The organism is Kitasatospora misakiensis (assembly GCF_042656005.1).
Classification (GTDB): domain Bacteria; phylum Actinomycetota; class Actinomycetes; order Streptomycetales; family Streptomycetaceae; genus Kitasatospora; species Kitasatospora misakiensis.
This window is the reverse complement of sequence record NZ_JBHSOF010000055.1, coordinates 1-13074: the sequence shown is the minus strand read 5'-3', so window position 1 is coordinate 13074 and position 13074 is coordinate 1. Positions and strand designations below refer to the sequence as shown.

Annotated in this window: 13 protein-coding genes; 12 read left to right on the top strand and 1 reads right to left on the bottom strand. The window is 74.5% G+C overall.

Annotation, left to right across the window (positions count from 1 at the left end; all coding sequences use genetic code 11):
* Positions 1-25: 25 nt before the first annotated feature.
* From obgE to ACFP3U_RS30750, 6 genes are all read left to right on the top strand, one after another.
* Positions 26-1504: a GTPase ObgE gene (gene obgE / locus ACFP3U_RS30775; protein WP_380229015.1), complete on the top strand. Its 1479-nt coding sequence runs from the start codon at positions 26-28 to the stop codon at positions 1502-1504.
* A gap of 255 nt (positions 1505-1759) precedes the next feature.
* On the top strand, positions 1760-2896 hold the full coding sequence (gene proB / locus ACFP3U_RS30770) for a glutamate 5-kinase (RefSeq protein WP_380229014.1): 1137 nt from the start codon (positions 1760-1762) through the stop codon (positions 2894-2896).
* Positions 2897-3038: 142 nt separating this feature from the next.
* The gene (locus ACFP3U_RS30765) at positions 3039-3563 is read left to right on the top strand and encodes a hypothetical protein (RefSeq protein WP_380229013.1); all 525 of its coding nucleotides are present in this window, start codon (positions 3039-3041) and stop codon (positions 3561-3563) included.
* Positions 3564-3699: 136 nt separating this feature from the next.
* Positions 3700-5022, top strand: a complete 1323-nt coding sequence (locus ACFP3U_RS30760) for a glutamate-5-semialdehyde dehydrogenase (RefSeq protein WP_380229012.1) — start codon at positions 3700-3702, stop codon at positions 5020-5022.
* A gap of 101 nt (positions 5023-5123) precedes the next feature.
* Positions 5124-5714, top strand: coding sequence for an SCO2584 family spore wall biosynthesis protein (locus tag ACFP3U_RS30755; RefSeq protein WP_380229011.1), 591 nt, complete (start codon positions 5124-5126; stop codon positions 5712-5714).
* A gap of 125 nt (positions 5715-5839) precedes the next feature.
* Entirely contained in the window at positions 5840-6904 is a 1065-nt protein-coding gene (locus ACFP3U_RS30750) for an SCO2583 family membrane protein (RefSeq protein WP_380229010.1), read from the top strand.
* Between the two features lie 81 nt (positions 6905-6985).
* Here ACFP3U_RS30750 and ACFP3U_RS30745 read toward each other — a convergent pair whose 3' ends face one another.
* Positions 6986-8086, bottom strand: a complete 1101-nt coding sequence (locus ACFP3U_RS30745; RefSeq protein ID WP_380229009.1) for a M48 family metallopeptidase — start codon at positions 8084-8086, stop codon at positions 6986-6988.
* A 289-nt stretch (positions 8087-8375) separates the two neighbouring features.
* Here ACFP3U_RS30745 and ACFP3U_RS30740 point away from each other — a divergent pair, with 289 nt between their 5' ends.
* The 6 genes from ACFP3U_RS30740 to ACFP3U_RS30715 all read left to right on the top strand — a co-directional run bounded on the left by ACFP3U_RS30740 (position 8376) and on the right by ACFP3U_RS30715 (position 12798).
* Complete coding sequence (locus tag ACFP3U_RS30740) at positions 8376-8522, top strand: hypothetical protein (RefSeq protein ID WP_380229008.1); 147 nt, start codon at positions 8376-8378, stop codon at positions 8520-8522.
* A 165-nt stretch (positions 8523-8687) separates the two neighbouring features.
* Entirely contained in the window at positions 8688-8846 is a 159-nt protein-coding gene (locus tag ACFP3U_RS30735) for a hypothetical protein (RefSeq protein WP_380229007.1), read from the top strand.
* A gap of 97 nt (positions 8847-8943) precedes the next feature.
* On the top strand, positions 8944-9576 hold the full coding sequence (nadD, locus tag ACFP3U_RS30730; protein WP_380229006.1) for a nicotinate-nucleotide adenylyltransferase: 633 nt from the start codon (positions 8944-8946) through the stop codon (positions 9574-9576).
* A gap of 18 nt (positions 9577-9594) precedes the next feature.
* Complete coding sequence (locus ACFP3U_RS30725) at positions 9595-11496, top strand: LytR C-terminal domain-containing protein (RefSeq protein ID WP_380229005.1); 1902 nt, start codon at positions 9595-9597, stop codon at positions 11494-11496.
* Between the two features lie 187 nt (positions 11497-11683).
* The gene (rsfS, locus tag ACFP3U_RS30720) at positions 11684-12154 is read left to right on the top strand and encodes a ribosome silencing factor (protein WP_380229004.1); all 471 of its coding nucleotides are present in this window, start codon (positions 11684-11686) and stop codon (positions 12152-12154) included.
* Positions 12151-12798 (top strand): histidine phosphatase family protein, encoded by a 648-nt coding sequence (locus ACFP3U_RS30715; RefSeq protein ID WP_380229040.1) that lies wholly within the window; start codon positions 12151-12153, stop codon positions 12796-12798. The genes rsfS and ACFP3U_RS30715 overlap by 4 nt, the downstream gene beginning before the upstream one ends.
* The last annotated feature ends 276 nt before the right edge of the window (positions 12799-13074 follow it).

Here is a 13074-nt window from a genome sequence, read left to right as displayed (position 1 = left end):
ACTTCTTCGCACTGGAGGCACACCCATGACCACCTTCGTGGACCGCGTCGAACTTCATGTCGCCGCGGGCAACGGGGGCCACGGCTGCGCCTCCGTGCACCGCGAGAAGTTCAAGCCGCTCGGCGGCCCGGACGGCGGTAACGGCGGTGAGGGCGGCAGCGTCATCCTCACCGTGGACGCGCAGGTCACCACCCTGCTCGAATACCACCACTCGCCCAAGCGCAAGGCCACCAACGGCAAGCCCGGCGCCGGCGGCAACCGCACCGGCGCCGCCGGCCAGGACCTCGTCCTCGTCGTGCCGGACGGCACCGTCGTCCTCGACCGCCAGGGCAACGTGCTCGCCGACCTGGTCGGCCACGGCACCAGCTTCGTCGCCGCCCAGGGCGGCCACGGCGGCCTCGGCAACGCGGCGCTCGCCTCCGCCCGCCGCAAGGCCCCCGGCTTCGCGCTGCTCGGCGAGCCCGGCGACGCCCGTGACATCGTCATGGAGCTCAAGTCCGTCGCCGACGTCGCGCTCGTCGGCTACCCGAGCGCCGGCAAGTCCTCGCTGATCTCCGTGCTCTCCGCCGCGAAGCCGAAGATCGCCGACTACCCGTTCACCACCCTGATCCCCAACCTCGGCGTGGTCACCGCCGGCGACACCGTCTACACCATCGCCGACGTCCCCGGGCTGATCCCCGGCGCCAGCCAGGGCCGGGGCCTCGGCCTGGAGTTCCTGCGGCACGTCGAGCGCTGCTCCGTCCTGGTCCACGTGCTGGACTGCGCCACCCTGGAGCCCGGCCGCGACCCGCTGACCGACCTGGAGACCATCGAGGCCGAACTCGCCGAGTACGGCGGCCTCGAGGACCGCCCGCGCCTGGTCGCCCTCAACAAGGTCGACGTGCCGGACGGGCAGGACATCGCCGACCTCACCCGCGCCTCGCTGGAGGAGCGCGGCTACCGGGTCTTCGAGGTCTCCGCGGCCTCCCGCAAGGGCCTGCGCGAACTCAGCTTCGCCCTGGCGCAGATCGTCGCCGAGGCCCGCGCCGCCAAGCCGGTCGAGGAGTCGACCCGGATCGTGCTGCGGCCCACCGCCGTCGACGACGCCGGCTTCACCATCACCGAGGAGGACGGCGCCTACCGCATCCGCGGCACCAAGCCCGAGCGCTGGGTCCGGCAGACCGACTTCTCGAACGACGAGGCCGTCGGCTACCTCGCCGACCGGCTGGCCCGCCTCGGCGTCGAGGAGCGGCTGTGGAAGGTCGGCGCCCAGGAGGGCGACACCGTCATCATCGGCCCGGACGAGAACGCCGTCGTCTTCGACTGGGAGCCGACCATGGCCGCCGGCGCCGAGATGCTCGGCCGCCGCGGTGAGGACCACCGCTTCGAGAACCCGCGCCCGGCGGTCGACCGCCGCCGCGAGAAGGCGAAGGGCCGGGACGCCGCCGAGGCCGAGTTCCTCGCCTTCGAGGCGCTCTCCAGCGGCCGCCAGACCGCCATCGAGGGCGACGACGAGGAGCACTGAGCCCCCGTCGGCCCCCGCCGGCCCCCCCGCGTGATCCCCGGAAGCCCCCGCCGCCCCGTCAACGGGCCGCGGGGGCTTCCGCGTTGACGGCGCGCCCGGTCGATCGGCCCCGGTCCGCGGGCCGTCCGGCCGCTGAAACGCGGTGCGGGCCGGGCGGGCGGATCGCGTAGATTGCGGAGGACACGGCGGTACACGGCGGTACACGGCCGGGCCGGACCCGCCGCCAGCGCACCACACCGGAAGGGCGAAACCGAGATGAGCGAGGACGAACTGCGGTCGGAGGTGCTGACCGCCCGGCGCATCGTCGTCAAGGTCGGCTCCTCCTCCCTCACCACCGCGGCCGGCGGCATCGACGCCGACCGGGTCGACGCCCTCGTCGACGCCCTCGCCAAGGTCCGCACCCGCCCGGACGCCCCCGAGGTCGTGCTCGTCTCCTCCGGCGCCATCGCCGCCGGCCTGGCCCCGCTCGGCCTGGAGCGGCGGCCCAAGGACCTCGCCCGCCAGCAGGCCGCCGCCAGCGTCGGCCAGGGCCTGCTCATCGCCCGCTACACCGCCTCCTTCGCCCGCTACGGCCTGCGCGTCGGCCAGGTCCTGCTCACCGCCGAGGACGCCAGCCGCCGCGCCCACTACCGCAACGCCTACCGCACCCTCGACCAGCTGCTGGCGATGGGCGCGATGCCGATCGTCAACGAGAACGACACCGTCGCCACCGCCGAAATCAAGTTCGGCGACAACGACCGGCTGGCCGCCCTGGTCGCCCACCTCGTCCGCGCCGACCTGCTCGTCCTGCTCTCCGACGTCGACGGCCTCTACGACGGCGACCCCAGCCGCCCCGGCACCAGCCGGATCGCCCGGATCACCGGCCCGCACGACCTCGACGGCATCGAGATCGGCAGCGCGGGCAAGGCCGGCGTCGGCACCGGCGGCATGGTCACCAAGGTCGAGGCCGCCCGGATCGCCACCGGCGCCGGCATCCCCGTCGTCCTCACCGCCGCCAGCCACGCCGCCGACGCGCTCGCCGGCCGCCCCACCGGCACGCTCTTCCTGCGCACCGGCAGCCGCTCCTCCGACCGGATGCTCTGGCTCGCCCACGCCAGCAGCCCGCGCGGCGCCCTGCACCTGGACGCCGGCGCCGTCACGGCCGTGGTCTCCGGCGGCGCCTCGCTGCTGCCCGCCGGGGTCACCAAGGTCGACGGCGAGTTCACCGCGGGTGATCCGGTCGACCTTCTTGCCGAAAACGGCCACATCGTGGCGCGCGGACTGGTCAACTTTGATGCGAGGGAGTTGCCCCGCCTGCTCGGCCGGTCCACCCGGGACCTGGCCCAGGAGTTCGGCGCCGCCTACGAGCGGGAGGTCGTCCACCGCGACGACCTGGTCGTCCTGCGCGGCTGACCCGCCGCCGGACCGCCGGGCCACGGGCGGCTCCACGCGGGGAGCACACGCCCGGCCACGGGCGAGGAGGGGCGGGGTCGTACCCGCGTCGGCCGGGGCCGGCGGGGACGACGACACGACATCGCCGAACAGGAGGCCGCCGGTGGAACGCAGGCGCGAGGCAGCGCTGACCGGAGGAACCGCGGGCCGGCGGCTGACCAGCATCGACGGCGGCGGGGACGACGGCCCCGCCGGACCGGCCGGTCCGCCTCCGCAGGGTCCCGGCACGGTGCACCGGCTCCGGCCGGAGCGGAGCGCCGCGACCGAACCGCCCGCCGCGCCCGAACAGGCCCGGCTCTGGCACGTGGTGCTCAGCGTGGCCGGGCCGGTCACCCCGCTGACCGAGCTGCGGGCCGGGCTGGAGCGGCTGGCGTACGACCACTCGTTCTTCCTGACCGCCCGCTACGCCGCCGACCACGCGGAGATCCGCTACTGGGAGCAGGCCCGGGACCTGCACGACGCGGCGGCGATCGCGCTGCGGCTGTGGGGCGAGCACAAGGCGACGGCGAAGCTGCCGCCGTGGGAGATCGTCGGCCTGGAGGTGGTCGACCGGGCGACGTACCACAAGCGCGTCGCCGAGGGCTTCGGCGGCCCGCCCCCGCAGCTGGGCGGCGTCTACCCGTACTGAGGCGCACGGGCGGGCGGCGCGCGGGCGCGCGGCGTACGGGCGAGCTGAGCTGCGTACGGGTGGGCGGCGTGCGGGCGCCGTCTCGCCGGGCGAAATGCCCCGCGGGCGGGCCGGCGCGCTCCACTACCCTGGGCGCATGAGCAGCGACCTCGCCACCGCCGACAGCCCCGTCCTCGCCGTAGCGCGCCGAGCCAGGGAGGCCGCCGCCGAGCTCGCCCCGCTGCCGCGCGCCGCGAAGGACGCCGCGCTGCGGGCGATCGCCGACGCCCTGGTCGCCCGCGCCGCCGAGATCACCGCCGCCAACGCCGAGGACGTCGACCGGGCCCGCGCGGCCGGCACCGCCGAGTCGGTGATCGACCGGCTCACCCTCACCGAGGAGCGGATCGCCGCGATCGCCTCCGACGTCCGCGACGTGGCCGGCCTGCCCGACCCGGTCGGCGAGGTCGTCCGCGGCTACACCCTGCCCAACGGCCTGGACGTCCGTCAGGTCCGCGTCCCGCTCGGCGTGGTCGGCATCATCTACGAGGCCCGCCCCAACGTCACCGCCGACGCCGCCGCGCTCTGCCTGAAGTCCGGCAACGCCGTGCTGCTGCGCGGCTCGGCCTCCGCCTACCGCTCCAACACCGCCCTGGTCGACGTCCTGCGCGACGCGGTCGTCGGGGCCGGGCTGCCGGCCGACGTGATCCAGCTCGTCCCGGGCGAGAGCCGGGACTCCGTCCAGGAGCTGATGCGCGCCCGCGGCCTGGTCGACGTGCTCATCCCGCGCGGCGGCGCCTCGCTGATCCGCACGGTCGTCGAGGGCTCCACCGTCCCCGTCATCGAGACCGGCACCGGCAACTGCCACGTCTACGTCGACGCCGAGGCCGACCTCGCGATGGCCGTCGGCATCCTGCTCAACTCCAAGGCCCAGCGGGTCAGCGTCTGCAACGCGGCCGAGACCCTGCTCGTCCACCAGGACATCGCCGACGCCTTCCTGCCGCTCGCCCTCGCCGCGCTGGCCGACGCCGGGGTCACCGTGCACGGCGACGACGCGGTGCTCAAGGCCGCCGAGGGCTCCGGCGCCACCGTGCTGCCCGCCACCGACGAGGACTGGGAGGCCGAGTACCTCTCCTACGACATCGCGGCCGCCGTCGTCCCCTCGCTGGACGCCGCCGTCGCGCACATCCGCCGCTGGACCTCCGGCCACACCGAGGCCATCGTCACCACCTCGCAGGCCGCCGCCCGCCGCTTCACGCGGCTCGTCGACTCGACCACGGTCGCCGTCAACGCCTCGACCAGGTTCACCGACGGCGGTGAGTTCGGCTTCGGCGCCGAGATCGGCATCTCCACCCAGAAGCTGCACGCCCGCGGCCCGATGGGCCTGCCCGAGCTGACCAGCACCAAGTACATCGTCACTGGTGACGGCCATGTCCGGGGCGAGGCGACGCAGACCGTGGGCGGCGCCGCCGACGCCGGCTGAGCCCGGCCGGCCGGCCCGCCGCGGACCCCGCCGTCACACGAGCGACGGACCAACTGGCCCGAGCCCCAGACAAATCGCCCGCCCGGTAATACGCTGAATCCGTGGCTGACGATGTGGGGGGCTTGCCGTACCCCGACGATGCCGACCACGGTGGTGCGGACGACGAGTTCGCCACCGTGGTCTTCGACGAGGCCTTCGTGCGGTCCGCCGCCGTGCACGAGCCGACGGCCAAGGAGCGGCAGCTGGCCGCCGCCGAGGCCCGCTTCGAGCCGGACACGACCGGCCCCGGCTGGGGCTACGACCCCCCGGCCGCGGACGGGGTGCCGCTGGAGCTGCGCCCGTACCCGAGCCGGCTCGACGACGACCACCGCTATCCCGATCCGTGGTCCGGCCCCGGCCGGGCCTCCGGACGGCGGCGTTCGCGGCGCTGGCGCCCGGGCGGATTCGACCCGATCGGCGCCGGCCGCGGCCGGTACGTCGCCCAGCAGCGCTGGCACCGCCCGGTGGCCTGGGTGCTCGCCGTGATCATGGGCGTGAGCCTGGTCGCGGTGGCGGTCGCGGCGATCTACCAGGGCGTGGGCGGAGCCGGCGGCACCCCCCGGCGGCCCGAGTCCGGCAGCAGCAGCCCCGGGCTCGACCCGGTGCCGCCGCCGACCGAACCGTCGCTGGCGGTCATCGGTCCGGCGGGCTGAGCCACTGACCGGCGGGCGCGCCGGACCGGTGCGCCCCGGGGCGGCCGCCACCGGTCACGGAGAGCTTCCGGTGATCTGCCGCAGGACCCTCGTGGAGGGGCCCCGGTGCGCCTTACCCTGGTGTCATGGGTGACCCGCGCGAGCCTCCGGAGGGTGCGCCCGAGGGTGGTTCCGGAAACGATGACGAGTACCGGTCCGTCGTCTTCGACGAGTCGTTCGTCCGGGCTGCCCGGATCCAGGAGCTGTCGGCGCGCGAGCGGCTGTCCGGCTCCTCCTCCCGGCCGACCCGGCCCAAGGTCCGGCTGGGGCCGCTGGGCACCGTGCCCCGGCAGGCGCTGGCGCTGCTGCTGGTGATCCTGCTGGCCTTCGGCGCCGCCGTGTACTTCGGGGTCAGCTCGCCGACCCGGCCCACCGCCCGGCCCCAGGGCAGCCAGCTGACCGTCAGCCTGGTGGCGCTGAGCCCGGCCTCGCCGGTCCACGCGGTGGCCGACCCGGCCAACCCGTTCGCCGCCCTGCCGCCGGGCTACGGTGACGGCGCGGTCGGACTGGGGACCCCGACCGGGGCGGCCAGCGGCCACTTCTCCCGGGTCGAGGTGACCAAGGCGCTGGACACCGTGCAGCGCTACCTGGTGGCGTCCTCGCTGTCGCCCGCCGTGCTGGTGCAGGGGGCGACCGCCGAGGTGCGGGCCTTCGTCACGCCCGGCGAGCAGGCGCAGTTCGACGCGAGCGTGGTCCAGCCGACCGACGACCGGCACCACGCGCTGACCGGCTGGCTGGTCCGCTTCGACCCGGCGCAGGTCGCGCTGGCCGCCGACACCGTGAAGGTGGCCGGTGCGATGCGGATCGACGAGACGGACAGCAGCACGCTGCGGATCACCACCGACCACACCTTCGTCTACGCGCTGAAGGCCGCCGGGGCGCCGGCCGGGGCACCGGTCACCCTGGAGACCGTGCGGCGGCAGCTGACCTTCGAGTTCGACCGGATCGACCTGTCGGCGGCGCAGCTGCGGCTGGTCGATTCGGTGCTGCAGGCCGGGCCGGTGCCGTGCGACGGCTCGCTGGCCGGGGTGGTGCAGCCGGTGCTGGCCGGGACGGACCCGACGACGCCGCCGACCGGGCCGCCGGCGGTGGACCCGGGGAACCACGCGCGGCCGGCCTGGCAGGTGTGCGGGGTGCTGGCGGGCGGCTGAGGGGCGCGGCTGAGGGCTGCGGCCGACCCCCGGCGGTCCCCCGGTCGGGGTGACCGGGGGACCGCCGGGGGTCGGCCGGGCTCAGTCGGTCCCGGAGGCGCCGTCGCCGCTGCCGCCGTCGCCGCTCCCGCTGCCGCCGCTGCCGCCGCCGTTGCCGTTGCGGGAGGCGCCGGTGAAGGTGTCGCGGAGCTTGCCGCCGACCGTCACCGCGCCGCCCGCGACATCGCGGATCAGGCCCATCAGCGGGTCCTTGCTCTCCTTCACCGAGGTCGTGTAGTGCTCGGCGGCCGCCCGCCACTGCTCGCCGACCGAGGTGTCCGGGTCGTCGGTGCGGCGCGGGTAGGCGCCGGCCAGGATGGAGCGGTACTCGTCGCTCTCGGCCCACTTCTTCAGCTGGGCGACCCGGACCACCGCGAACGGGTGGCTCTGCGGCAGCACCTGCAGCAGCTTGAGCACGCCGTCGCGCAGGTCGCCGGCCTTCTCGTACTCCTCGGCCTGCTCCAGGAAGGCGTCGACGTTCATCTCGGCGAGGTTGTGGCCGCCGGCCAGCTTCATCAGCGCCCGCATCGACGCCTGGAGGTCCTGCCCGGCCAGCAGTCCGGCCCGGTCGCTGGAGAGCTCGGCCTTGCGGAACCACTCCTTCAGCGCGGTGACGAGCGCCAGGATCGCCAGATTGCCGAGCGGCACCCAGGCGATCCGGGCGGCGATGTTGGTGAGGATCATCAGCATCGTCCGGTAGACGGCGTGCCCGGACATCGCGTGACCGACCTCGTGGCCGATCACCGAGCGGAGCTCCTCCTCGTCCAGCAGCTCCACCAGGCCGCTGGTGATCACGATGACCGGCGTGTCGATGCCGATGCAGAAGGCGTTGACCGCCGGGTCCTGGGTGACGTAGAGGTCCGGCACCCGGTCGAGGTCGAGCACGTACGCGGCGTCGCGCACCATGGTGTGCAGCTCGGGGAACTGCCGCTCGGAGGTCTTCACCGCGGTGGCCAGGAACATCAGCCGGATCGAGCGCTCGGAGACGAGTCCGGCGAGCTTCTTCAGCACGTCGTCGAAACCGCTGAGCTTGCGCAGCGCGACGAGCGCCGAGCGGTCCGCCGGGTGCTCCCAGGCGCGGGTGGAGATCTCCGGGAAGCGCTGGCGGCGCCGGCTCGGGGTCTTCGCGATCGGGTCGGTCATGGTGTGAGTACCTCCTGTCGACGGCGGCCCCGGCTCCCGGCCGGCCCCCGCTGGTCTTCGCCTGTAACGACTGCCTGTGCAACGTCCGCGGTTGCGTACTCGTCCCCGCGGCCCACCCTACGCGGCGCCGCCGGGCCTTCCGGACGTGCCGCCGACGGGCCTTCCGGACGCCACGGACGGCGCCCGCGGGGGCGGTGGGCGGCCCCGGTGTGAGGGCGGTTTACCCTGATGGCCGGGGGGAAGCCGGGCCACTCCGGCCCCGGTACCGAGCCGTCCGAGGAGCCCGCAGATGTCCACCGCCGCCCTTGCCAGCCTGGCCGCCCCGATCTCCGGGGAGAACGGTCCCGGGCTCTTCCTGCGGATCGTCCTGATCGGGTCGTTCGTCGGCGTCGGCCTGCTGGCCTGGATCCTGCTGCGGGCCGGCCGCAACAACTGACCGGCCCGGCGGCCGGGCCGCCCAGGGGTACCGGCTCACGGCGGTTCAGACGCGGTGGGCCGCCGAGCGGTTGCCTTGCAACCCCCCGTACGATGACGGGTGGGCCCTCACCGGCCCGCACCACACCCCCTGCCCGACATCCGAGCCGAGAAGGTCCCGCCGACCATGAGCACTGCTGCCGCACTCCCCGTCCTGAACCTTCTCGCGAACGAGGGCGAGGGGGGCAACCACGAGAGCCTCAGCCCGTACCTGACGGGAGGCGGCGGGCTGTTCATCCTCCTGCTGCTGCTCTTCGTGACCACCCGCTTCAACCGGGACCGCTGACCCGGCCGAGGGTGGCCCGGGGCGCGATGCCGCCCCCGGGACGCCCGGCGCCCGGCCGTTCCCGCACCGTAACGGGTGTCGCGTAAGGTGTGGCGCCATGGGAGAGCAGACCGGGAGTCCCGGCGTACCGGCGCCGGCGAAGCGTCGTCTCGGCGTGATGGGCGGCACCTTCGACCCGATCCACCACGGGCACCTGGTCGCGGCCAGTGAGGTCGCCAGCGCGTTCCACCTGGACGAAGTGATCTTCGTCCCGACCGGGCAGCCGTGGCAGAAGATCGACCACGAGGTGACCCCGGCCGAGGACCGCTACCTGATGACGGTCATCGCCACCGCGGAGAACCCGCAGTTCTCGGTCAGCCGCATCGACATCGACCGCGAGGGCCCGACCTACACCGTCGACACCCTGCGCGACCTGCACACGCTGCACCCGGACGCCGACCTCTTCTTCATCACCGGCGCCGACGCGCTCGCCCAGATCCTCTCCTGGCGCGACTCCGACGAGCTCTTCTCGCTCGCCCACTTCATCGGCTGCACCCGGCCGGGGCACACTCTGTCGGACGCCGGGCTCCCGGTGGGCGGGGTCTCCCTGGTGGAGGTCCCGGCGCTGGCCATCTCCTCCACGGACTGCCGCAACCGGGTCGCCAAGGGCGAACCGGTCTGGTACCTCGTCCCGGACGGCGTGGTCCGCTACATCGACAAGCGGGCGCTCTACGCGCCGCACCGGACCTGACCCCGGAGAGGCCGACGGATGAGCGAGCGCAGGGGACCGCAGGGGCAGCAGCCCGGGCAGCCGGACGACTGGCCGACCGGGCAGTACGAGCAGTACGAGCAGTACGAGCCGTATCCGCAGCAGCAGGGCGGGTACGAGCAGCAGCAGTACGACCAGCAGCAGTACGACCAGTACGAGCAGCCCGGGCTCTACGAGCCGTCGGCTCAGTACGACCAGTACGGGCAGCAGCCGGCGCAGGGGTACCAGCAGCAGGGCGGTTACGGCTACCAGGACCAGTACCAGCAGCAGGGCTACCAGCCCGGCTACGACCCGCGGCACGAGCAGCAGCCCGACCAGTACGGGCAGCAGCCGGCGCAGGGGTACCAGCAGCAGGGCGGTTACGGCTACCAGGACCAGTACCAGCAGCAGGGCTACCAGGACCAGGACCAGTACCAGCAGCCGCAGGCCCAGCCCCCGTCGCAGCCGCAACCGTACGCGACCGCCCCGATGCCGGCCGTCGCCGAACCGGAGCCGGCCCCCGCCCCGGCGGCGCCCGCGACGCCGGTCACCCCGCGCCCCCGCAGGACCCGCCCCGCCGCCGAGCCGGCCGCCCCCGCCCGGCCCGAACCGCCGTCCGAGCAGGTCGGCGGCTCCCGGGCGACCCGGTCCAGGACCGCCGGCGCTCCCGGGGACGACTACACCACGGGCGAGTTCACCTTCGTCGACGAGGAGGCGGAGGAGTCCGAGGACGTCATCGACTGGCTCAAGTTCGCCGAGTCCCGTAGCGAGGTGCGCGCCGAGCGCCGCCGCCGGCTGCGCAACCGGCTGATCGGTGCCGTCGTCGTGCTCGCGCTCGCCGGGGCCGGCGCCGGCGGCTACGTCTGGTTCACCCGCGACAAGGACGGCGCCGCCACCGCCGCCGCCGGACCGCGCCGGGTCAACGTCGTCCACCTGCGCGACCTGCAGGGCAAGGTCTCCAGCGCCCTGCTGGTCAACGACGCGGCGGGCAAGAAGGGCACCGTCCTGCTGCTGCCCGACACCCTGCGGCTGCCCGGCCCCGGCGACCCGCCGGTCACCACGGTCGGCCAGGCCATGGACACCCTCGGCGCCTCGGGGGTCCGCGACGGCCTGGCCACCGTGCTCGGCGCCCCGGTCGCCGGCACCTGGCGGCTCGACACCCCGTACCTGGAACTCCTGGTCGCCCAGCTCGGCGGTGTCCGGGTGGACACCAACGCCGAGGTCCACGAGGGCGGGCGGCCCGACGGCAAGGTGCTCGCCGCCGCGGGCAAGAACACCCTGCTCGGCGGAAAGGCCGCGGTCGGCTACGCCACCCTGCAGAACGCCGGCGAGAACCGCGACGCCCAGCTCGCCCGGTTCGGCCAGGTGATGGACGCGGTGGTGCGCACCATGCCGGTCGACTTCAAGGAGGCCAAGGACGACGTGCACCGGATGAACGCGGTGCTCGACCCCTCGCTGCCCGAGGACGCGCTCGCCGGGGTGCTCGCCCAGCTCTCCCAGCAGGCCAAGGACGGGCAGTTCGGCACCGCCGTGCTGACCGTCAAGCCGGACGGCTCGCTGGACGAGGCCACCGCCGGCAAGCAGGTCAAGGACGTGCTCGGCGGCACCGTGAAGGCCGCGACCAGCGGCGACGCGCCTCCCCGGGTCTCCGTCCAGGACGGCTCCGGCAACGACCAGGCGGCCGCCGCCGCCCAGGTCCAGGTGGTCAACGCGGGCCTCACCTTCGTCCCCGGCGGGGCCAAGGTCACGCCGCAGGCCGCCAGTGAGATCCGCTACACCGACGACGCCCGGCAGGCCGCCGCGAAGTCCCTGGCGACCAGTCTCAACCTGCCGGAGAGCGCGGTGAAGAAGGTCACCGACGCGCAGAACGCCGACCTGGTCGTCGTACTCGGCAAGGACTACGCGCCGCCGAAGGCCCCCTAGGCCCTGTCCTAGCGCCCGGCCGCCGGACGGGGCGGCCCGCGCCCCCGCGGCGCCCGCCCCGCCGGCCCACGGCCCGGCGGCCCCGGAAAACGGTTCCGGGGCCGCCGGGGCGGCGTGAGATCCTGGAAGGCGATCCGTGCGCCCCGCGCGCCGGGCGCCCCCCAAGACGCCGAGCCGGAAGTACATCGTGACCGCCACTGAGCACAGCCAGGAACTCATCAACGTCGCCGCCCAGGCGGCGGCCGACAAGCTGGCCCACAACATCGTCGCGTTCGACGTCAGCGAGGTGCTGTCGATCACCGACGCCTTCCTGATCGCCTCCGCGAGCAACGACCGCCAGGTCCGCTCCATCGCCGAGGAGATCGAGGACCAGCTGCGCGAGAAGCTGGACATCAAGCCGGTGCGCCGGGAGGGCGAGCGCGACGGCCGCTGGATCCTGCTCGACTACCTCGACATCGTCGTGCACGTCCAGCACTCCGAGGAGCGCTCCTTCTACTCGCTGGACCGCCTCTGGAAGGACTGCCCCGAGCTGCCGCTGCCGGAGGACGCCATCGCCTCCCGCAACCGCCCGGACGCCCACACCGACGCGGCCGGCAACGCCGTGTCCCCGGCCGAGCAGGCCCCGGCGGACGACTTCGGCGCCGAGGACTACAGCTGAGCCGGGACGCGCGGGGCCCGCGCATCGTCTTCTGGCGGCACGGCCAGACCTCCTGGAACCTCGAATCGCGCTTCCAGGGCACCACCGACATCGAGCTGACCGGGCAGGGCGTGCTGCAGGCGCAGCGGGCCGCCCGGCTGCTCGCCGGCCTGCGCCCGGACCTGCTGGTCTCCTCGGACCTCCAGCGGGCCCGGCGCACGGCCGAGGAGCTCGCCAAGGTGACCGGTCTGGACGTCGAGCACCACGAGGGCCTGCGCGAGACCTACGCGGGCTCCTGGCAGGGGCTGACCAACGCGGAGATCCGCGAGCGCTTCCCCGGGGAGTTCGACGCCTGGACGCGCGGTGAGCCCGTCCGGCGCGGCGGTGGCGAGCTGGCGACCGAGGTCGCCGACCGCTCGGTGCCGGTGGTGCTCGACGCGGCCGGCAAGCTGCCCGAGAACGGCACGCTGGTGGTGGTCAGCCACGGCGGCACCATCCGCACCATGCTCGGGCGGATGCTCGGCATGGAGCCGGCGCTCTGGGAGTGCTTCGGCGGTCTGTCGAACTGCTGCTGGTCCGTGCTGGGCCGGGGCGCGCGGGGCTGGCGGCTGCTGGAGCACAACGCGGGCACCCTGCCGCAGCCGGTCATCGGCGACGACACCTGACCGGTCCGGGCGGCGCCCGGACCGGTGTCCGGGTGGTGCCCGGACGGGGTGCGGGTGGTGCCCGGGTGGGATGCGGGTGGTGTCCGGGTCGCGCTCGGACAGGGTGCGGGGAGGGGCCGGAGGCGGTGGATTTCGCAGTTCCGGGCCCGACCGGTTAGAGTCTTCCTCGTTCGCACGGAAGGAACGCGGCCCGGAAGGGAAGCGGGAGATCCGGACAGCGAGGGGCTGTAGCTCAGTTGGTAGAGCGCTTGCATGGCATGCAAGAGGTCCGGGGTT